Raw genomic sequence first — 20,509 nt, 5'->3', positions numbered from 1 at the left:
AGCCCATGTCACCGATGGCGGCAACGACGCGGCGGCCTCGCCGTATCCGTGCTGTAGGCGGATTGAAAGGTACGGCCCCGAAGCTGCTCCCATGCACCCCGAGAAGAACGAGAAGATGGCCGACAGCCGCGACATGATCGGCGCGCACGACGCCATGCGAAGGGAGTTCGGCTCTCTGCCCAAGCTGATCGCCGGTGTGCCGGCGGGTGACGCCCACGGCACCGGCGTCGTCGCCGGCCACGTCCTGATGATGGTCGACTTCCTGCACGCCCATCACACCAGCGAGGACGACCACGTGTGGCCCCTACTGCGTGAGCGTTGCCCCGAGGACGTCGGGCCCCTCATCGAGACGATGGACCGGCAGCACGCCTCCATAGACGACGAGTTGGAGGCGCTCGCCGCGGGCGGCCGGCGTTGGCAGGTATCCGCGGACGTCTCCGACCGGGATGCCGTCGCCGCCGTCGCCGAACGTCTGTTGCCTGGGCTGTACGAGCATCTGGCGCTGGAGGAGGAGCGGATCCTGCCGCTCATCGATCGCCACCTGACCGAACACGAGTGGAAGGCGACCGTCGAGGCGTCCCTGGGCAAGGTGTCCTTCGCGCGGCGTCTGCTGATGCTGGGCATGGCTCTGCACGGGGCGAGCCAGGAGCAGGCCCAGCTCCTGCGGGCCGCCGTTCCCGCCGTCGTCTGGCATGCCGGCCGCCCGCTGGGTACTCGTCTCTATCGCACCCGTCGTAAGCGCCTGGCCTCCGCGAGCCGGGATTCAGATCTCAGCACCGGCTGATCAGCGGCGACGGCGGCCACTGGGGCGGGACAGCACCCTGAGGATCACCACACCCAAGGGCAGCTTCAACGCCGACCACTACACCGCAATGCGCGCCGCCTGCCGGAACTCCAGCACCTTTCCGACGGACGCCTCGCCGCCCTCAGCCTCGTCGACCCGGCCCTGCTGCGGGCGCACCTCGCCCAGCGCTGCCCGTGAGCCCGTCTCTTCAGTTCGGGACGGCACCCCACCGCCTTCACCAAAGGTGCTTCGCCCGCCGACCCTTACCGAACTCATTGACAGCGGACTGACCCCCTGCCACTGTCTCGTCTGACAGCGGCAGTTCTCAGACGGAACCTCAAGGGGACCGCCGCTCGATCCTCCTCCCCCCCCACCCGCGTCTCCCTCGCAGCTGAGTCACCACCAACGTGGGAGCGCTCCCAGAGAGGTACTGCACTCATGAGAAAGATGATGCGTACGCTCGTCACGTCGGCGCTCGCGTGCCTGCTGCTGCCCCTCGGCACCGGGCAGGCCGACGCCCGCGTCCTGGCAGATCCGATCGGCATGACCAGCGGGTTCTACGCGGACCCGAACTCGACTCCGGCCGCATGGGTTGCGGCGAACCCCGGCGACGGACGGGCGCCGGCGATCCGGGACAACATCGCCTCGCGCCCCATGGCCCGGTGGTTCGGTTCCTGGAGCGGTGACATCGGGGCCGCCGTGGGCTCCTACGTGGGAGCCGCGGACGCCGCCGACAAGCTTCCCGTCCTGATCGCCTACAACATCCCCGGCCGCGACGCCTGTGGCGGCCACTCCGGCGGCGGGGCGGGTTCTCCGGCGGCGTACCGCACCTGGATCTCCGCCTTCGCCTCGGCCGTCGGCAATCGACCGGCGCTGGTGGTGATCGAGCCGGACTCCCTCGGTGATTTCAGCTGTATGTCCCAGCAGCAGATCGATGAGCGCAACGGCATGCTCAGAGACGCCCTGGCGCAGTTCTCCGCGCACGCGCCCAACACGTGGACGTACCTGGATGCCGGAAACCCCGCGTGGATCGACGCGGGCACCATGGCCCGGCATCTCGACGGCGCCGGGGCCCGACAGGCGCACGGCTTCGCGTCGAACATCTCGAACTACTACGGCAACGGCCGCAACATCAGCTACGGCAACGCCATCAACTCGGCGCTGTCGGCGTCCTACGGCTACACGAAGCCTTTCGTCATCGACACCAGCCGCAACGGCAACGATTCCAACGGCGAGTGGTGCAACCCCGCCGGCCGGAAGACCGGGGCCGTCAGCCAGACGGGTGGCGGAGCCGAGATGCTGCTGTGGCTGAAGACTCCCGGTGAGTCCGACGGCAACTGCGGAGTCGGTGCCGGCTCCGTGGCCGGCCAGTTCCTCCCGGAAGTCGCGTACAAGATGATCTACGGATACTGAACGGCCCGGTTCGTCAGTGTGGAGACCGGCTCGCTCGTTCTGATGACCGTCCTGGTCACGGCCACGGGGTCTGGACGCGTCGCGCGTGGCAGCGGGCCGGTGGGCGAGGGAGTTCGACTTCGGCGGTGGCGTACGACTTCGTCATGTGCCGTACGCCGGTCTCGTCTGTGGCGGCTTCAGCGCCGAGCAGGACCTCGAAGGCCCGTGGGGCGGCGGTACGCGCTCGTTGAGCGGCTCATCGGGCGCGAGATCGAAGTGATGAGCGGATGCAGGTGACAGCTACCTATGCGGTGGGCCGAGTCGGCTGCGGATCAATCTCCGATACGGCGGAGTGTGCGTGATCAGGCGCCCGCGTGGACGTGTGCGGCCCACACCGACGGCAGGTTCGGATACTTCTTGCTGAGCTGCCTGACCGTGCGATGGACCGCCGCCGACGCGCACAACGCACCGGATCGATCCGCGGTCAACTCGCCGTAGATCTGCCGGCTGAAGGCTGGTGCCACGGCGTCGTCGACGCGCCAGAGCGTGCCGACCACCTGGGAGAACCCGGCGATCTGAAACGCCGCCAACGGGTGAATGGCCTCGTCGGACAGGCGCGCGGTGGTGCGGGCGGTGTCGCAGGCCGACAGGAACGCGAACTCCGCGTTCCGCAGGCGCAGCCGGGAAAGGTCCAGCACCCGAAACGGTGTGCGGTCGTGGTCGTGCAGCGCAAGTCGGCTGTCCGAAGGGTTGTCCGGGTCGCTGTACCCGTGGCAGGCGAAGTGTGCCCAACTACTGGCCGGCAAGGCGTCGAGAACGGCGTCACGAGTCGCGTCAGCGCCGACCAGGACCGTGGCACCGGGTACGAGAGCGGCCAGGTGGTCGGCTTCGGCCTGAGCGCCAGGCAGGTCCGGGGCGTCCGGAGTGTGCGGCATGGCGACCACCAGCAGCCGTGGTTCGTTCCGGTCGTCGCGGCGGCCCGCGCGGGCGTGGCCCAGAGCGCGGATCGTCGGCGTCGTCGAGGAGACGACGCGGTCGAGGAGCACAGGTCCGCCGTCGCGGTGGTGGCCCGCCGCCTGTAGCGGGAGCAGGCTGAGCGATCCGACCGGGGCCCACCAGATCCTTGGCCACGGGCCATCCGCAGCCGGTTGCGCCGTCAGCTCCAGTTCGCCGAGCACAGGGCCCGCGACGGTGTCCCACAGCCACTCAAGCGTGTCATGGATCGTCTGCTCGGCGGCCAGCCGCCCCTTCGTGAACGCCGTGTTCAGAGCGCGTACGCGGTGACTCACGGCCTCTTCGCTCAGCCGGTCCAGCGGGTACGCCCTGACCCCGTCCGGCGTGACGATCAGCGCGTCACACCGGTGCCGGCTGACGTTGACGTACACGATCGGGCCCTCGTGCGCCTGCGCGGTGAGGTCGTTGAGCAGCGGGGGCCGTAGGAACCGCTGCATCCCGGGCAGCGCGCGGATCCGGTCGATCACCGCGTCGAGCTCGTCGGCGAGGGCGACGCGGTCGCCGGTGGTGTCGGTTTCGAAGGCCGCGGTGAGCGTTCGGAAGCGTTCGGCCAGCTCGGGTGCCCGTTCGTGCAGGTCGGAAAGATCGCCGCGGCTGTCGAGTGCCTGGGCGGCGAGCACGCAGCGCCCTGATTCGAGCAGGGTCACCGCGCTGACCTCGTCTCCGGCGGTCAGCGCGCACGCGGCCGCGTTGGCGGCGACCCCGGCGAACCGGCTGAGCCAGTACTGGGCGTCCTCGCGGCCCAGGCGGCGTCCGGCGAGCCGGGGCAGCAGCCGGACCGCGGCGGCGTAACCCTCGGCGGCCACGTCGAACTGCCCGGCTGCGGCGGCCAGACGACCCCAGCGGTCCGCCGCTTCCGCCCGGCTCTCCACCGGCGACGCGGCAGACGCCGCGGCCTCCCAGTAGCAGCCGAGCGCCTCGGTCAGTGCGTCGCGGTCGTCGAGGTGCCGGAAGCCGAGCGCGAGGACGTTGGCGACGCGGGTCAGCAGACCCGCCCGGGAATAGGCGTCCTGCTCGGGCCTCCGCGCCGCGTTCCGGGCGAGGCCGACCGCCTCGGCGAGGACCCGCGGATCCGGCGGCTCCCGTCGCGCGACGGTGGGTGCGACGGGGTTCGTGCACCAGTCCGCAAGCGCGGCGGCCAGGTTCGCGGTGTACCCGGGCCAGTGCGGGCTGTCCTCCGGAGTCGCGGCCACGGAGGCGCGACGCGCCGCGATCGCGTCCCGCAACGCGTCGCGGTCGCCGAACTTCTCGTACGCCGTCCCCAGCACACCGCCGAGATTGGCCAGCCGCACTGCCCGGTCCGGGTCGTCGTCCGCTGTCACGTCCACGGCCGCGCGGTGCGCGTCGATCGCCTCGTCGAGCACGCTCGCCTCGCCCGTCCTGATGAACCAGTCGGACAGCAGGGCGCCGAAATTGGAGAGCCGCTGTGCCTGCCCGGCGACCAGGCTCGCGCCGAGGCGGACGGAGTCCCGCGCGCGGTCGACCGCCTCCGACAGCACCTGCAGCTCGCCGGTCACCCGGAACCGGTGGTGCAGCACGACGGCGAGGATCTCGAGTGAACGGGGGTGGTCGCCCTGCCCGGCCGTGGCCTCGGCGGCACGCTGAGCGACGTCGATCGCCTCCATGACGTGGGCCAGGTCTCCGGTCGCGTGGAACAACGCGTTCAGGTTGACGGCGAGGTTGCCCATGAACTGAACCCGCAGCGGATGGCCCACCGGCGTGCAGGCGACCGCCTCCCGCTCGACGGCGACCGACTCCACGAGCGCGGCGTGGTCCCCGAACGCTTCACCGCGGGTGACCAGCGCCGCGGCGAGGTGGTCCAGCCGCGCGCCGCGGCGGATGTGCCCGGCGGGGGTCGCCGCCACCACCGAGCGCCCCAGCTCGATCGCCTGCTCAAGCAGGGCGGAGTCCCGGGTGTGCTTGAACTCGGCGGCGTACCGGCCGCACATCTCGGCTTCGGTGTCGGCGCGTTCCCACCAGCCGGGAGGCGACTTCGGGCGCTCGCCGGTGAGCGCGGCCCAGGCTCGTTCCGTGGTTGTCAGCTCGCCGAGGTTCTGCGAGTGCTGGGGGTCGGTGACGGGCGTGTGGGCCACCAACGTCTGCCGGACCCGCAGCAGTTCGGCCAGATCGTCCCGCGCTCCGCGAGCGTGGTACCGGTCGTCGAGAAGGTACGCGAGGATCTTCAACCGGCCGAGCACGTCGGACGACCCGGCAGGCGTGAGCTCCACCGCCCGCCGCGCGGCGTCGACGGCTTCCTCCAGGACACCGGTCTCCCCGGTGTCCTGGGACCAGTCGCGCAGGACGACGGCGAGGGAGTGCAGGCTCCTCGCCGTGAGCATGTCGTCGGGGGAGCACTCGACGGCGGCCCGCGCGTGCTCGACGGCTTCCGCCAGGGGAGCGAGGTCCTTCGTCACGTTGAACGCCGTCCGCAGCGCGACAATGAGGTTACCCAGGTAGAAAGCCTTCTCCGTAACCGGTCCCTCCTCAACGGCCGCCCGGCTCCAGTCCAGCGCGTCGGCCAGGGTCCGGAGGTCGCGGTTCTTCCCGAACGCGGTGTGCAGCAGCATGCCGAGGTTGCTGGCGTAGCCGGCCGAGTCCTCCGGGCTTTCGTACGCCAGGAAGTAGGCCTCGGTGACCTCGCGGACGGCTTCCCGCAGGAACTCGAAGTCGCCGGTCTGGTGGTGGCGGGTCTGCAGCAGGCTCCCGAGATGGGACAGGACCACGTGGCGCTCGGCCACGTCCTCGGCGGCCAGCACGGCACGGCCGAGATCGATCGCCTTCTCGACCGACGCGGGATCCGGGCTGTACCGGGCCACGTGGAACGCTTCCCAGAACCGCTCGGCCGGGCCGTCCGCGGGCCCGTCACCCACGCGTCAGTCCTCGTTGCCGTTCGATGTGCCGGCCGGGCCGCCGGGCGCCTCGTCCGGCTCGGCGACCGTACGTTTCGGGGTGTAGCCGCGTTCCGCGGCCTCCAGCAGCAGCGCCGCCTCTTCGGCCGACAGCTCGGGTTCGGGTTCGTGTGCCATTACTACTCCTCCCCCGGCGCGGACGCCGGTTCTCCGGCTTCGACGAACTCCAGCACGTCGAAGTCCTCCGCCCGCAGCCGCAGGCCCGCCGTCCCGCGCACGCGAGCGCCGAACGCCCCGTCGGGACCCATCATGCGCGCCGATTCGAGGTACAGCTCGGCCGGGTGGGGGTACGACGAGGCGTACGACCGGTCGCCGTACCAACCGCCCGCCCAGTTGCCGTCCTTGAGCCGCACGCGCACGAAGCACGGTTCGCGGTCGCGGAACGCGTGGTCCCAGGCGCTGGGCGTGCGCAGGAACCGAGCCTTGCGCCGCCGCCGGTCCACCAGGGAGACGGCGACCGCCGCCACGGCCGGTACGACGAGGAACAGCACCACGGCGACGAAGCCGACCGCTCGCGGTCGTTCCACGAAGCCGTCCCAGCCCCCGCCGGTGCCCCGAGCCAGGCGGATCAGCGCCGGGCCCGCGACCACGGCGTACAGGGCGTCCAGCGCGACGGACGCGACGATCGCCCGCAGCACCCGCTCACCCAGATCACGCTCACCGGGCAGCGGCCCACGGCGGCGCTCGCGGACGAACTGATAGGTGACCCCGGGCAGCACCAGCAGGACGAGCAGAGCGAACTGCACGACGGTCGCGGGCGCCTGCACTCACCACCCCCATGTCTCACGGACTCCGTTGATCAGGCTACTGGCTTGTGTCTCCGCGGTGGGCGGAACACCCCTTTCCACGGCTATCGAGAGGGAGCGGCACAGCACCAAGTCGCCCGCCCGGTGCCAAGTGCGGGACAGGTGGGGTTCCCCCTTGCGATCACGCGCCTGCTGCGCCAGAGGCGTTCCTCCGGGTCAGGCCCGGGCGGCAGGCCGAGGCGTTGTCGGTGAGGACGCGTGACGGCGCAGGTCGTGACCTTCTCTTCCGGGTGGATCTCGCTGTAGGCAAAACGTGGTGTTCGAACGGCATGACGTCGGCCGTGAGTGCTGATCTGTCGAAGCGCCTGGTTCCTGATGAGCTCCGGGGGCTGGTCGCTCCGTCACTGCCGACGTTCGCGGCTCGACCGCGAGGCGGCGGGACCGCTCCGCGTGACGAGCGGGCCGCGTCACGCCACGGCGCACCAGGGTGCCCGTACGGTTTCCGCTGCCCGGCGCTGTCACGGAAGGCCTGAAGCTCTGTGAGTCCTGGATCAGCTACGACGTGGTGACGGGGGTTCACCAGAGCGTCGGCCGCGAACGGTCGCCGGACGCCGCACGGGCGTCAGCAAGCCGCGAAAGGCAGAACCGTTGAGGGCTCCTGAAGTGGCTGCGGTCGCGGGGCGGACCCATGTCCCTTGTCGGCCGCTGAAGGGCACACCGGCTCACTCCGGGCTCGCACTCGCCGTAGGCCATACGGATGCGGGAGGGGTCGGGCTCGATCAGCCGTCGTCGGTGCCGGGTAGTGGTGAGTGGGACAGAGTGGGCCGTACAGATCCCGAAGAGAGAACGGCTATGACCGAGAGTGACCAACGCCGGGAAGCGTGTCCCGGTCGGCGTGTCGTCGTGCGGGGAGCCGCGGGTGTCGTGGGTGCCGCGGGGCTGTCCGGCACGATGGCGGTGGGCGCTGCTTCCGGCACGCCGGCGGCCGGCTCGAACGGGGGGCGGGTGCCGTTCCACGGTGCGCACCAGGCGGGGATCGTCACCCGGCAGCAGCCGTTCGGCGGGTTCGTCGCCTTCGACGTGCTCGCGCACGACCGCGCCGGGCTGACGGCGCTTCTCAAGAAGCTGACCGTGCGGTGCCGGACTCTGACGGCGGGGGTCACTCCGCAGGACCCGGACGTGGCCGCGGTGCGGGGCCCGGAGGACCGGCTGACCATCACCGTCGGGGTGGGTGCCTCGTTGTTCGACGGGCGGTACGGGCTGGCGGGGGCGTTGCCGCCCGGACTCGGCCCGATGCCGGAGTTCCCCGGGGACCGGCTCGATCCGGGAAGCTGCCACGGCGATCTCTCGGTGCAGGTCTGCGCCGAGCACCCGGACGCCGTCCTCCATGTCGTACGGGACCTCGCCCGGGAGACCTCGGGACTGCTGCGGACGAGGTGGCGGGCCAACGGCTTCCTCAACCCGCCGCGCCCCGAGGGCGCCCCGCGGTCGTTCGTCGGCTTCAAGGACGGCACCGCGCACCCGGACACGGCCTCGGCGCGCGAGATGAACCGGCTGGTCTGGGTGGGGCCGGAAGGGCCGGGCTGGGCCCGTGGCGGGAGCTACCAGGTTCTCCGCACCATCCGGTTGCGGGCCGAGGCGTGGGACCGGGTCCCCCTCGGTGAGCAGGAACGAATCTTCGGGCGGCGCAAGTCGACCGGGGCGCCGCTGGACGGACGCAAGGAGAGCGACCTGCCCGACTACGCGCGGGACCCGCAGGGGCGGGTCACGCCGCTGGACTCCCACATCCGCCGGGCGAATCCGCGCACCCCCGGGAGCGAGGACTCGGTCCTGCTGCGCCGGAGCTACAACATCGACCGGGGCGTCGCACCCGACGGGACGCTCGATGTGGGTCTGGTCTTCTGCTGCTACCAGCGCGACATCGACCGGCAGTTCGCGACCGTGCAGAAGAGGCTGGAAGGCGAGCGGTTCGCCGACTTCAGCACCACGACAGGTGGCGGCTACTTCCTCGCGCTGCCGGGGGTGGCCGACGCCTCGGACTGGTACGGCTCAGCCCTGCTCGGCTCGCGAGGTCACGGGGCTGCCGCGCCGGCGCCCTTCCGAGGCCGAGCCGTCGACCGGCAGAGGTGAGTACGGGCGGCGCACGACCCTGAACTGGCGGGCTCTCTCGGTGGGGTGGGATGTCGGGCGGGTGGCGTTGTCCGTGAGGATGCGCCACACCCGGGGGCAGGGGGCTGGTGTCCCCTCTGTACAGAGGCACTCACGCATGTCACCGCCACTCCAGGAACACCGTGTCGCTGGTCAAGGACTCGGCGGAGACAGGAATGGCGGCCCCCTCCCCCGAAGTCGACACGACCCTGAAGTCGCCCTGTCCCAAGGGCTCCCCGGAGCGGTCGTTGGGCAGGTGAACGGAGACGATGAACTTCTCGCCGTCCGCCGATACCACCATCCCCTCGACGGCTCTCCCGTCGTCGTCGCGGACCACGGCGACGGCGGCGCCCTCGGAACGGCCGCTACGCGCGTCCAGCGTCCGGAAGTCGCCGGACTGGGTACGGCACAGCACCCGTTCCTCCCCGACCCAGCCGACGATGCCGACACACTGACTGAGCAGCGTGGCGGAGCGGCCCGACTCCGCGGTGAGCGGTCCCGAGGAACCCGGGGTCCGGAAGACGTGCCCGTAGATCCTCGGAGCGGTCGCGGTGAAGCGGCGGCCTCCGGGAGCGAGGTGGAACATGTTCGCCTGCACGGCGCGCGGCGGCTTCCCGGTGACGCTCAGGGGGAGGTCGTGCCCGGTCGCCGGACCCTCGTCCGACAGGCGGTGATCTCCCTCGGTGGACCGCGCACCGATCCTGCGCTCACCGTCGGCGGTGATGTACGTGAACCACACGCCGCGTCCGTCGGGTGCCATCACGGCGTTCTGCTCGTCGCCGCCCCTCCCCTCGCCGAGGCGCACGAAGTCGTCGGCGTTGCCGCCGCTCTCCACGAAGCCGGCGTGCGCCGTCCTGCCGTCGGGATCCCGGAGCACCACGGCCATACGTGTGTACGCCAGGTCGAACAGGGCGCGGACCCGGGGGGTCACGTACTCCAGATCGTCCGCGGCATACGGCGACGGCCTGTCCGAACTGACTCCGCAGAGGTCCACGAGAGGGCTGCTGACGTTCTTGGCGTCCTTGTAGTTGGTGAACGCGGCGTCGGCCGGGATGAAGAAGTTCCGGGTCGCGCGCAGTTCCCACCGCTCGGGATCCCAGGCCTGCACGTTGACCCCGGCGTAGCGTGCGCCCACGCTGCAGGTCGCGGTGACGACCGTGCCGTCGCGGGTGAACGGGGTGTCGGGGAGGGTGTATCCGCGGTTGCCCCGGTAGGGCGCCGAGGGACCGGCCCGCGGCCGCTCCTCTTCCTCGGGCGGCGGGGAGTCGCATCCCATGACGCACAGGACAGTCAGCACGGCGACCAGGACCGCCGCCCCGCCCCTCAGAGCAGCCCGTAACAATGGTCCTCCTCCGGTCGGTCGTGACACGACGTCCAGGGCATGGCTCCGAAGATCCAGCTCTGCCGGGGATTCGCGGGGACGGACTCCGTGCGGATACGGAGCGGCTCGCCCTTGTCGTCCTTCACCTGGACCCAGCGTCCCTCAGGCCGGTGGGTGTCCTTGTAGCGGATCTGAACGCCCCACTCGCATGTCTGTCCGGGTGGGGCGATGACTTCCGCCCGGAGCCCGCCCGAGGACTGGCCGTTGCCGACCTCCACGAAGCGGTTGCCGAAATACGGCTCGCCCTGTCCCTCGGTGTCGTCGGTCAGCACCGGTTCGTCGGCGCGGGGCGGAAGGTGGAGCCGGATTCCCTCGTATGCGGCTCCGCCCTGTGGCGGCTGTCCGATGACGGCCTGTGCCGTGCTCTCGCGGCACGTGAGGTCGGTGACCTTCCAGTCGTCGATGGTGACCGCGTACTGACGTGTGCTCATCACTGTCATCTTGAACGTGTCCGTGAACTCCATGCGCCCACTGGAGGTCTGCTCCTCGGTGTACCGCTGCGGAGCGTGCTCCAGCAGCGGCGCGTAGGCGAGCGGACGGCCGCCGAGCGACTTCAGGTAGGTGAAGACGTCCCGGCTGCTCTTCATCCTCCGGACCTCGTCGTCGGTCAGCGTCCGGTCGAGCACCATCGCCCACTCGCGGGGCTCGCTCTGCTCGGGCTGCACCGACACGGTGAAGGGCGGCTGGGAGGCGTCGTACGCCTTGTTGGAGTCGTTCTCCCTGGTGGTGCTCGGTCCGATCATGGCGTAAGCGAGCAGCGCCCCGCCCAGCGCGCCCACCACACCACTCGCCGCCACCACCGACAGCCACAGTCTCCTCTTGCGCCGGGAGGCTCCGGCAGGCACTCCGAGCGCTTCGGGGAGGACCGTCTGAAGGCCGTCGGCCCCGCTTCCCGCGCTGGGGGGATCCGGGGGCCGGGGCGGCGTGCCAGGGGGTCGATTCGGCGAGGACGGCACGGGGGCGGGCGGTGAGGTGGCATCGGCTGTCCCGCTCCCCCTCGCCGGCTCCGGAGTGGTATTTTCCCCGGTGCTCCCAGTGCTCCCGGCGGTGTTCGGCGGGGGTTCCGGTGTCCCGCCCGCTGACACGGTCGCAGTCATGCCATCCCCCCACGACGTGATAGATGGTGTTCCGCTCGGCTGCCCGACGTGGAGCCCCGAGCCGCGCACAGCGCACCAACCGTCCCTCACCGACACCATAGGGACAACAGCACTGCCTGTCCGCCGAGTTCACGCCGTTCGTCCCGGATCCGCACCAGCCCCCTCATGCACAGCCGGGCTCGCACCGCACTTCCCGTCACAGGCATTGGCTGTCCACCTGTCCGAGTCGTCTTGCGGGTCGGTTCCGAGCGAACGGCGAGGCCGACGGGCGAGCTCTCAGCCCGGTTGGTACGCCCCCGCCGCGGGACCGGCGATGGCCAGGGCTCTCCCGGTGCCGCGTCGTGGGCGGGCCGGTGCCTCCGGACTCGCTGTTCCGGCCCGGGCTTTGGAGCATTGTTCATTCCGTGATGGGCATGCCTCCTACCGCCCGGCCGTCCCGCACGAGGAGGACCGATGGAGCCGGTACACGTGACCGTCTGGAATGCAGCGGCGAGTGGAGCGGGTGCCGTGCCCGCGGTCTTCGTCCACGGCATCTTCACCTGGGGCGAGGACGCGGCGTACGGATTCGCCGCCCAGCGCCCGCTCACGGACACCCGCCCACTGCTGCTGATGGACCGGCGGGGGTACGGAAGTTCCCCGGACACCGCGCGCAGCGATTTCGAGGCCGATGCGCAGGATCTCGTGAGGCTGCTCGACGACTGCCCTGACGGGGCGCATCTGGTCGGTCATTCCCACGGTGGGCTGGCCGCGATGCTCGCCGCCGGGCGTCGTCCCCGGGCGGTGCGCTCGCTCGCGCTGATCCAGCCGTCCGCCTTCAGGGCCGCGTCGGACCACCCCGCGGTACGCGAGCTGCTGGACCGGGTGGAGATGTCGGTGAGCACGGAGGAGCCGGTACGGCCGGACGGCGCGGGCTCCCGGCAAGAGCCGCCGCAGCGGCAGGAGTCGGACCCGGCGGAGTACCTGCGCCTGTCCACGGAGGGGCTCGGCATGGCGATGCCGGAACCGACGCCCGAGAGGCTGCGCGCTGTGCGTACGTCGATGCGTGAGCGGCCGGTGTGGGAGGCGGATCCGCCGTTGGAGCCACTGGCCGCCGCCCCTTGGCCCAAGCTCGTCGTCTCGGGGACCTGGCAGGACGCTCCGGAGCCGTATCGCCGATATGCCGGGGAGCCGCTGCTGGCCTGCGCGGAGGCGGTCGCCGACCGCATCGGTGCCCGGCGCCTGCGCGTGCCGGGCTACTACCCGCACACGCAGCACCCGGCCGAAGTCAACGCTGCGCTGCGCGCGTTGTGGTCCTGACAGGACGCCGGAGTGCGGCACGGACAGCCGCGCCGAGGACGCGCGGCGAGGTTCCCGACTCCGGAGGGCCGGCCGATCACGGTGGCGTGCGGGCCGGGACGGTCACCGATGGGGTGGAGGCGGCGACGGGTTGGGGAGGGTGCCGACGACGGCGGTGCCGCCCGAAGGTACGTCGACGGGCGTTCACCGGCGGCGGTGGCGGAGCCTCTCACAGCACTCGGCCCGGAGAGCGGTACCTCGTTCGGTGGCTCACGCCGTTGTCGGTCGCGGCCACGGGCCCCGGAGCCGGGTGGCGAGGAACGCGCACGCACCGGACTTCTCGGCCCTCGCGCGGCACGCCCGCTCCGGTCCCGCACAGCCAGTCTTCGTACAGTGACAGCGCCGGCTCCGGAACGCCGTGCACGCCCTCGTGGAGACACCCGCGGAACTCCTGTCGGCGCGGAGGGCCGACGGTGGCGTGCCTGATCGCCCCCTCAACCGCCCGCGTGTCCGGTCGTCACCGCCCCTCCCCCGCGACCACGCGCAATGACACGATCAGCGCGTCCGCGAACTCCCGGCGCGCGCGGACCCGCTCGGCGGCGGAGTGCGCTGACCCGTCCGGCGTCGTGAACGCGTCGAGCGGTCAGCCGCGCGGGAGCAGACGTACGGTCACGATCTGGAACGGGCGCAAGGCGAAGGTGACGCCGTCGGTGGAGGTGGTCAGTTCGGGTTCGTCCGCGAGGGGGCGTTCGAGGAGATCGGTCATGGTGGCGGTGGCCAGGGGGAATCCGGTGCGGAGGGTCGTGCCGGCCCGGCTGCCGAGTGACTCGTAGAGCCGTACGATCACGTCTCCCGAGCCGTCGTCGGCGAGTTTGACCGCCTCGATCACGACGCCGCCGTGGTCGACCTCGACCAGCGGGTCGACGGCGCTTGTGCCGGTGACGGTGCGTTCGGCCAGGTTGAAGCCGTAGCCCTCGCGTACGGCGTCGCCGATGTCCGCGCCGAGCACCAGGCCGTAGCGGAAGCGGTGTTCGCCCTGGTCGGCCTCCGGGTCGGGGAAGAGAGGGGCGCGTAGCAGCGAGAGCCTGGCCGTGGTGGTCGTGCCGCCGTCGGGCCGTACGTCGTGGGTGACGTCGTGGCCGTAGGTGGAGTCGTTGACCAGGGCCGCTCCCCAGTCGGGTTCCGCGAGGTGGAGGAAGCGGTGGGCGCAGATCTCGAAGCGGGCGGCGTCCCAGCTGGTGTTGGAGTGGGTGGGCCGCTGGACGTGGCCGAAGGGGATCTCGCTGGTGGAGTGGCCGGCCCGGAGGTCGAAGGGGAAGGCCGCCTTGAGGATCTTCTCGCGCTCTCGCCATTCGACGGTGGTGTCGATGTCGAGCCGGCGGGCCCCTTCGGGCAGGGACAGCCGTTGGCGGATACGTGATGCGTTGACGCTTCGCACGATCAGGATGGCGTCGCCATCGTGGGTGACTTCGTCGGCGCGGGTGAGGTCCTGCACGGAGTTGCGGTAGAAGGCGTCCAGGTCCCAGGCGTCCCATTGGTTGGGGAAGTCCTGGTGGAGCTGGAGCAGGTTGCCCACCGCTCCGGGGGCGAGTGCCTCGCGCTGGGCGGTGAGGTCGTAGGCGGACGTGATCAGGCCGCGGACATCGACCGTGATGCGGAGGAGGCCGTTGTCCAGGACGAGGCCGCTGTCGTCGCCGACGCGTACGGGCACCGGACGGGGCGTCGTGCCGCGGGGAACGGCACCGTGGGCGGGCACGCCGTCGCGGCTGTGCGGGGCCGCGTTGAAGACGACCTCGCCGCCGTCGGGGCCCGACGGGCCGGCCAGGGTCCGCTGGGCGGCGTCGATGAGGGCGTTCAGTTCGCGGGCGGCGTCCTGGTGCGCCTGTTCCGTCTCCCGGTGCACCCAGGCGATGGAGGAGCCGGGCAGGATGTCGTGGAACTGGTGGAGCAGGACGGTCTTCCAGATCCGGTCGAGTGCGGCGTACGGGTACGGCTCGCCGGTGCGCACGGTGGCGGTCGCGGACCACAGCTCCGCCTCGCGCAGCAGGTGTTCGCAGCGCCGGTTGCCCTGCTTGGTGGCGAGCTGGCTGGTGAGGGTGCCACGGTGAAGTTCCAGGTACAGCTCGCCGACCCATACCGGTGCGTCGGGATACTCCCGCTGTGCCTTGGTGAAGAACTCGGTGGGGCCTTCCAGCTCGACCTTGGCCGAGCCCTCAAGGTCCGCGAGCCGGCCGGCGCGGGCCAGCATCTCGCGGGTGGGTCCGCCTCCGCCGTCGCCGTAGCCGAACGGCACCAGGGAGCGGTTGGCGGCCCCCTTGTCGCGGAAGTTGCGTTCGGTGTGGGCGATGTCGGCGCCGGAGAGGTCGCCGTTGTAGGAGTCGACGGGCGGGAAGTGGCTGAAGACGCGGGAGCCGTCGATGCCCTCCCACCAGAAGGTGTGGTGGGGGAAGGCGTTCGTCGTGTTCCAGGAGATCTTCTGGGTGAGGAACCAGTCGATGCCGGCGAGCTTCATGAGCTGGGGCAGCGCGGCGTTGTAGCCGAAGGTGTCGGGCAGCCACATGTCGCGTGTCTCGATGCCGAATTCCTCCAGGTAGAACCGCTTGCCGTGGACGAACTGGCGGACCAGCGACTCGCCGCCGGACAAGTTGGTGTCGGGTTCGACCCAGAGGCTGCCGGTCGGCAGGAGCTGACCGGTCGCCACCTTCTCGAGGACCCGGTCGTACACCTCGGGGCGTTGTTCTTTGAGCCAGGCCAGTTGCTGGGCCTGGGACATGACGAACCGGAAGTCGGGGTGGTCGTCCATCAGCGCGGTGACGTTCGAGACGGTGCGGGCCGCTTTGCGCACGGTTTCGCGTACCGGCCACAGCCAGGCCGTGTCGATGTGCGCGTGGCCGACGGCCGAGATCTGGTGGGCGCCCGCGTGCGCGGGCGCCGTGAGGGCAGGGGCGAGCAGTGCTCTGGCCCGGCCCGCGGTGCCGCCGATGTCCTGGAGGTCGATCGCGTCGAGTGCCCTGTTCACCGTGGTGCGGATCTGGCCGCGGCGGGTGGAGTCCTCGGGCAGCTGGTGCATGAGCCCGGACAGTATGTCGAGGTCCTGGACGAGTTCCCAGACGGTCTGGTCGAAGACGGCGAGATCCATGCGGGTCAGCCGGTACAGCGGTTCGCCCGCCGGCCCGGCGGGGCGGTCGGCGCGCAGCCAGGAGGCGACGTCGCCCGCACGGGTGGGGACGAAGGGGTCGCCGGCGGCGTCGGAGTCGAAGATCAGCGGGTTGGCGGCTGCCTCGATGTGGAACTCGAAGTCCTCACCGCCCTCGGCCTGTTCGGCTATCGGGAGCCAGGAGTTGCGCGGGTTCAGGGCCTTCACCGGTGTGCCGTCCGCCCGGTACACGAGCCCTTCGGCGGAGAAGCCGGGCTGGGTGGTGCCGAAGCCGAGGTCGAGCACCGCTTCGACCCGTTCCCCCGCCCAGTCGACCGGTACGGCGCCGCGGATCCGGAACCAAGTGGTGGACCAGGCCGGTCCCCAGGGTGCGCCGGGGTCAATCGGCTTGTAGGGCCCGGCGACACCGTCGCTCACCGGTACGGGTTCGCCGTGGATGTGGTGGGCGCTGACCTCCAGGGGGAGGGAGCGGGCGTGGACCGCGGGCCTGAGGCGCTGGTCGAGGACCCGGGCGAGTCGGCCTTCGGTCAGTGTGCGGTTGTCGTGCATGGAGACTCCGTCCGGAATTCCGCGCGCGGGCGGCAGGACTGTGTACCGGGCCACGCCGATGGCCGGCGGGCCCGGAAGGGGCGGATGGGGAACGCTCAGGTGAGGTCGGTCCCGTACCGGATGACCTCGATGGGGACCATCGAACGCCGCACGGGCGGCGGGGCGCCGGGGCCGGCGTTGATGCGGTCGACGAGCATCCGGCCGGCCCTGCGTCCGATCTCGTCGGCGTCGTAGGAGGCGATCGTCAGAGGGAGCCCGAGGACGTCCGCGAGGTCGAAGTCGTCGAATCCGGCCAGGGACACCGGGGCGTCGAGGGTGCGGGCGGCGCGGATGGCGCCGTGGGTCAGGCGGTTGTTGGTGCAGAAGAGGGCGGTGGGGGCGTCGGGCCCGCTCAGCAGGGCGACGGCGGCTTGTTCGGCCGCGGCCACGTCGGACAGTCCGCGGCGGATGTGACGCTCGTCGGGTTCCAGGCCGGCTTCCTCGTGCGCCGCCCAGTAGCCGCGGAACCGCTCGGCACCGGTGTAGAGCGCCGGGGGGTTGCCGAGGAAACCGATGCGCCGGTGTCCGTCGTCGATGAGCCGCGTGGTGACCGCTTCGGCTCCGCCGTAGTCGTCCACGAGGACGCAGTCGGCTTCCATTCCCGCCGGCGGCCGGGAGGCCAGGACGAGGGGCATGCCGCGCAGCGCGGCCGGGGCCAGGTGACGGTGGCTGCCACTGGCCGGGACGACGATCATCCCGTCGACCTGGCTGGCGGCGAGGTCCTCCACCAGCCCCCGTTCCCGGTCGACCTGTTCGGCCGTGTTGCCGAGCAGGACCCGCAGGCCGTGCGCGTAGGCCACCTCCTGGACGCCGAGTGCCAGGCGGGAGTAGAAGGGGTTGGCCAGGTTGGCGACGAGCAGACCGATCATGCCGCTGCCGCCGACCCGCAGTCGGCGGGCGGTCTCGTTGCGCCGGTAGCCGAGCGCGTCGACGGCGCTCAGCACCCGCCTCCTGGTCGCTTCGGTGACCCGGGGGTCGTCCTTGAGTACCCGGGAGACGGTCATCGCACTGACCTCGGCGCGGGCGGCGACGTCGCGCATCGTCGGCGCGGCGGCGGCGTCGCTCGGTCGGTGCTGGGCCACGGCCGGTCCTTCCTTCGTACCGTCAGGGGTGGTGTGCAGCCGGTGGATCGCCGGAGCCGCGGGCGCCGCCATTGTAGAGAGTGCCGGGCCCGCGGTGCCGTCCGCCCCGGGGGGTGAGCGCCGCGGCCCGTCCTCGCGGGTCGGGACGGTCATGGCCGGGGTGCTCGGGTGGCGGCACCGGGTGTGGGGGCGGCGGGGAGGGCGACCGGCGGCTCGCCCTCCGTACGGGGCTCGCCCTCCGTACGGTGTCCCAGGGCCCAGTGCGCGGCGCCGATCAGGGGTGCGTCGTCGGGGCGTCGGGCGGTGCACACTTCCATCGCGGCGACGGTCCGTTCGGCTTGAGGCCCGGTGGTCCCGGCCCCGGTGGTGAGGCCGGCCCGCAGTGTGGGGCTGATGAGGTCGAAGGACTTGGCCATGGAGCCGCCGATCACCATGACGTCCGGCCGGAAGGCGGCGCACCAGGGTGCCAGGGCGCGCCCCAGCGCGGTGAAACACCCGCTGATCGTCTCGGCGGCGTGCCGGTCGCCCCGTCGGGCGAGGTCGGCGATGGCGCTGACGTCCGGGACTTCGGCCGCGCCGTGGAGACCTGCGGCCCGGGCGTACCGGGTGCGGATCGCCTGCCGCGAGACCACCTCCTCCAGCGGCAGTCCGTCGACTTCGATGCGGTGGGCCCGGCCGCCCGGCGGGACGGTGGGGCCCTCGGTGACGGGACGTCCGTCGGACAGGAAGGAGGATCCGATGCCGGTACCGAGGGTGATGCACACCGACCGGCTCCGGCCCGCCGCGGCCCCGCCGTGGTGTTCCCCCAGGGCGAAGGCGTCCGCGTCGTTGAGGAAGGTGACGGCCCGTGGGTGCGGTGGTCGCCCGCGCAGTTCCGCCCCGACGTCGAGGCCGTGCAGGGCCTCGAACTTGCCGATGCCGCGGAACTTTCCGATGCCGGCCGCGTAGTCGAACGGCCCCGGTACGGCGACGCCCCAGTGCGCCTGGGCGGGTGCCGGGACCTGCCGGGCGGCCTCGGCGAAGCGGTCGAGGATCTCGGTGGCGCCCGCGTGGGCGGGCACCGGTCGGCGGACGACGGAGCCGGCGACCGGCAGTCCGGTCGCCATGTCCACCAGGGCGGCAGTGACGTGGGTGCCGCCGATCTCCAGCACGGGCACCCGGGTCATGCGGGTGTCACCAGGGACTTGACGACCTGGACGGGCCGCGTGCCGACGGGGTGCAGACGGTAGCCGCCCGTCACCGCGGGCACGGTGAGCGTTTCGGCGAACGCGAGGCCGTGGCGCCGGCCGTCGGCTGTCTCCACCATCACGCCGTCGCCGGCGGCGACGTTGAGGATGTGGAAACGGCCCTCCGTGTCGTCGTGCGCCGGGCCGGTACCGTCGAGTACGAAGCGGTGGACCGCGTAGAACATCTCGGGCAGGGCGCCGATGACCTCCTCGCGCCAGCCCGCGCCCTCGCGCAGGACGCGCGGCCGCTGCACGAGATCCTCGGCCACGTCGGAGCCGCGCCGCGCGGTGTCGAGGTTGGCGAAGGCGTGCCGGTGCGACAGCGGCCGGGGAACCCCGGAGGCGCGGCGCAGCCAGTCGTAGAACCGCAGTGAGTACAGGTACGGCGTGGCGCTGATCTCCAGGACCAGGTTGCCCGCGCCGGAGGCGTGCGGGGTGCCGGCCGGGATCATGAACAGCTGCCCGGGATCGGCCGGGAACGTCCGCACATGGTCCTCGACGCGCAGCGGGGTGCCGTGCGCGGCGGACTCCTCGACTTCCTTGCGCAGCAGGTCCACGTCCGCGTCCTGCCTGAGTCCGAGGAAGACCCGGGCGCCGGGCTCGCTCGCGGTGACGTAGTAGGTCTCGTGCTGGGTGTAGGACCAGCCGAAGTGCTCCCGCATGTACCCCTCCCGCGGGTGGCAGTGCAGGGACAGGTTGCCGCCGCCGACGGTGTCGAGGTAGTCGAAACGGATGGGGAACGAGGTGCCGTAGCGCTCGTGCACGTCCGTGCCGAGGAACTGCTCGGGGTGCAGGACGCACAGGAGCTGGAAGGGCAGTTCCACCTGTGCGCCGGCGTCCTGCCCCACGAGGACACCGGCTTCGGGTGCGATCAGCTCGTAGCCGAGTGCGGTGTTGCCGTCGTCGGGTTCGAAACCGAGCGTGTCCGCGGCCCACCTCCCGCCCCAGGCGGTGGAGTTGAAGTACGGGCGGGTGCGCACCGGCTGCCGGGCGAGCCCGGCGAGGGTGGCGCGCATCGCCGTACCGTCCAGAGAGGCGGGGGCCCGCGGGTCCTGGAGGTCGATCCACCGGTCGATCGTGGGCGCGAGCGCGTCGCGGTGGCTGTCGGCCACCGGCCAGTCCGTGTAGAAGAGACGGCGCAGTTCACCCGGCGCGTCGGGGCGCCCGAGGTTGACTCCCACGGGCAGTGTCCCGGCGGCCACGGCGCTCTCGGCATACCGCTTGGGCAGGTCCGCCCACCAGGTCAGATCGGGTGCGCACAGGGCGGCGCCGGGACCGAAGACCAGCAGGACGCCGTGCGTGGGCCGCTCGACGGCCGGCGGACCCTCGAACAGGTCGGCCATCTCGAACCCGGCGAGCGGGAGGAAGAAGGCGTCGGCACCGCCGTGCGGGGTGCACAGCCGCTCGACGGCCGCCGGTGACCAGCGCTCGCGCACGTCGAGGACGCCGACCTCCACGGACCGCGCCCGCAGGGCCGCGGCGATCCCTCGGGCGGCCTCGTCCCAGTCCAGGGCCGCGGGCCCGTCCACGGCGAGCACGGTCGGCCGGCCGGGCAGGGTCGCCACGGCGTCGTTCCACCCGCTGGTCACGGCGGCGGTGGCCGGGTAGCGGGGGTCGCGTTCGTACGGTCGGGGATCTGAGAGCACAGGTACTCCTGGAGAGGTGAGCGGGGCAACCGCCGGGATGGTATCGATAACCAAACGAGGGAAC

15 protein-coding genes are annotated in these 20,509 nt (G+C 71.7%); 5 read left to right on the top strand and 10 right to left on the bottom strand.

From position 1 onward, the window contains the following. Positions 1-91: 91 nt before the first annotated feature. Positions 92-784, top strand: a complete 693-nt coding sequence (locus ACZ61E_RS23560; protein WP_469701827.1) for a hemerythrin domain-containing protein — start codon at positions 92-94, stop codon at positions 782-784. Between the two features lie 78 nt (positions 785-862). Here the strand turns inward: ACZ61E_RS23560 and ACZ61E_RS23555 are convergent, their stop codons facing one another. Beyond that, positions 863-1,009: a hypothetical protein gene (locus ACZ61E_RS23555; protein WP_469701826.1), complete on the bottom strand. Its 147-nt coding sequence runs from the start codon at positions 1,007-1,009 to the stop codon at positions 863-865. A gap of 213 nt (positions 1,010-1,222) precedes the next feature. Between ACZ61E_RS23555 and ACZ61E_RS23550 the strand changes: the two genes are divergently transcribed. After that, on the top strand, positions 1,223-2,197 hold the full coding sequence (locus ACZ61E_RS23550; RefSeq protein WP_469701825.1) for a glycoside hydrolase family 6 protein: 975 nt from the start codon (positions 1,223-1,225) through the stop codon (positions 2,195-2,197). Between the two features lie 85 nt (positions 2,198-2,282). Then, positions 2,283-2,456 (top strand): hypothetical protein, encoded by a 174-nt coding sequence (locus ACZ61E_RS23545; RefSeq protein WP_469701824.1) that lies wholly within the window; start codon positions 2,283-2,285, stop codon positions 2,454-2,456. A gap of 82 nt (positions 2,457-2,538) precedes the next feature. On the opposite strand, the gene ACZ61E_RS23540 is transcribed toward ACZ61E_RS23545, so the two are convergent. Genes ACZ61E_RS23540 through ACZ61E_RS23530 form a run of 3 tightly spaced genes read right to left on the bottom strand, consistent with a single transcriptional unit; the run spans position 2,539 to position 6,866 of the window. Continuing rightward, the gene (locus tag ACZ61E_RS23540; protein ID WP_469701823.1) at positions 2,539-6,060 is read right to left on the bottom strand and encodes a CHAT domain-containing protein; all 3,522 of its coding nucleotides are present in this window, start codon (positions 6,058-6,060) and stop codon (positions 2,539-2,541) included. 3 nt (positions 6,061-6,063) lie between these two features. Continuing rightward, a complete protein-coding gene (locus tag ACZ61E_RS23535) occupies positions 6,064-6,216 on the bottom strand; it encodes a hypothetical protein (protein ID WP_469701822.1) in 153 nt (50 codons plus the stop codon). A 2-nt stretch (positions 6,217-6,218) separates the two neighbouring features. Further along, positions 6,219-6,866, bottom strand: coding sequence for a DUF6338 family protein (locus ACZ61E_RS23530; RefSeq protein WP_469701821.1), 648 nt, complete (start codon positions 6,864-6,866; stop codon positions 6,219-6,221). 903 nt (positions 6,867-7,769) lie between these two features. On the opposite strand from ACZ61E_RS23530, the gene ACZ61E_RS23525 reads away from it, so the two are divergent. Further along, positions 7,770-8,975 carry a Dyp-type peroxidase gene (locus tag ACZ61E_RS23525; protein WP_469701820.1) on the top strand — a complete coding sequence of 402 codons (1,206 nt, stop codon included), beginning with the start codon at positions 7,770-7,772 and terminating at the stop codon, positions 8,973-8,975. 139 nt (positions 8,976-9,114) lie between these two features. Here ACZ61E_RS23525 and ACZ61E_RS23520 read toward each other — a convergent pair whose 3' ends face one another. Next, entirely contained in the window at positions 9,115-10,269 is a 1,155-nt protein-coding gene (locus tag ACZ61E_RS23520; protein WP_469701819.1) for a hypothetical protein, read from the bottom strand. Between the two features lie 47 nt (positions 10,270-10,316). Next, a complete protein-coding gene (locus ACZ61E_RS23515) occupies positions 10,317-11,219 on the bottom strand; it encodes a hypothetical protein (protein WP_469701818.1) in 903 nt (300 codons plus the stop codon). 705 nt (positions 11,220-11,924) lie between these two features. Between ACZ61E_RS23515 and ACZ61E_RS23510 the strand changes: the two genes are divergently transcribed. Continuing rightward, on the top strand, positions 11,925-12,767 hold the full coding sequence (locus ACZ61E_RS23510; RefSeq protein WP_469701817.1) for an alpha/beta fold hydrolase: 843 nt from the start codon (positions 11,925-11,927) through the stop codon (positions 12,765-12,767). Positions 12,768-13,389: 622 nt separating this feature from the next. Here the strand turns inward: ACZ61E_RS23510 and ACZ61E_RS23505 are convergent. The 4 genes from ACZ61E_RS23505 to ACZ61E_RS23490 all read right to left on the bottom strand — a co-directional run bounded on the left by ACZ61E_RS23505 (position 13,390) and on the right by ACZ61E_RS23490 (position 20,445). After that, positions 13,390-16,452, bottom strand: a complete 3,063-nt coding sequence (locus ACZ61E_RS23505; RefSeq protein ID WP_469701816.1) for an alpha-mannosidase — start codon at positions 16,450-16,452, stop codon at positions 13,390-13,392. 95 nt (positions 16,453-16,547) lie between these two features. Beyond that, positions 16,548-17,531, bottom strand: coding sequence for a LacI family DNA-binding transcriptional regulator (locus tag ACZ61E_RS23500; RefSeq protein WP_469701833.1), 984 nt, complete (start codon positions 17,529-17,531; stop codon positions 16,548-16,550). A 191-nt stretch (positions 17,532-17,722) separates the two neighbouring features. Next, positions 17,723-18,739, bottom strand: a complete 1,017-nt coding sequence (locus ACZ61E_RS23495) for an ROK family protein (RefSeq protein ID WP_469701815.1) — start codon at positions 18,737-18,739, stop codon at positions 17,723-17,725. Then, a complete protein-coding gene (locus ACZ61E_RS23490) occupies positions 18,736-20,445 on the bottom strand; it encodes a class I mannose-6-phosphate isomerase (protein ID WP_469701814.1) in 1,710 nt (569 codons plus the stop codon). Before ACZ61E_RS23490 ends, ACZ61E_RS23495 begins: the two co-directional genes overlap by 4 nt. Positions 20,446-20,509: the final 64 nt, after the last annotated feature.

The sequence above is a fragment of the Streptomyces sp. NPDC104581 genome (assembly GCF_055583685.1).
The sequence above is the reverse complement of the archived record's forward strand: the minus strand, read 5'-3'. Positions and strand labels throughout refer to the sequence as shown.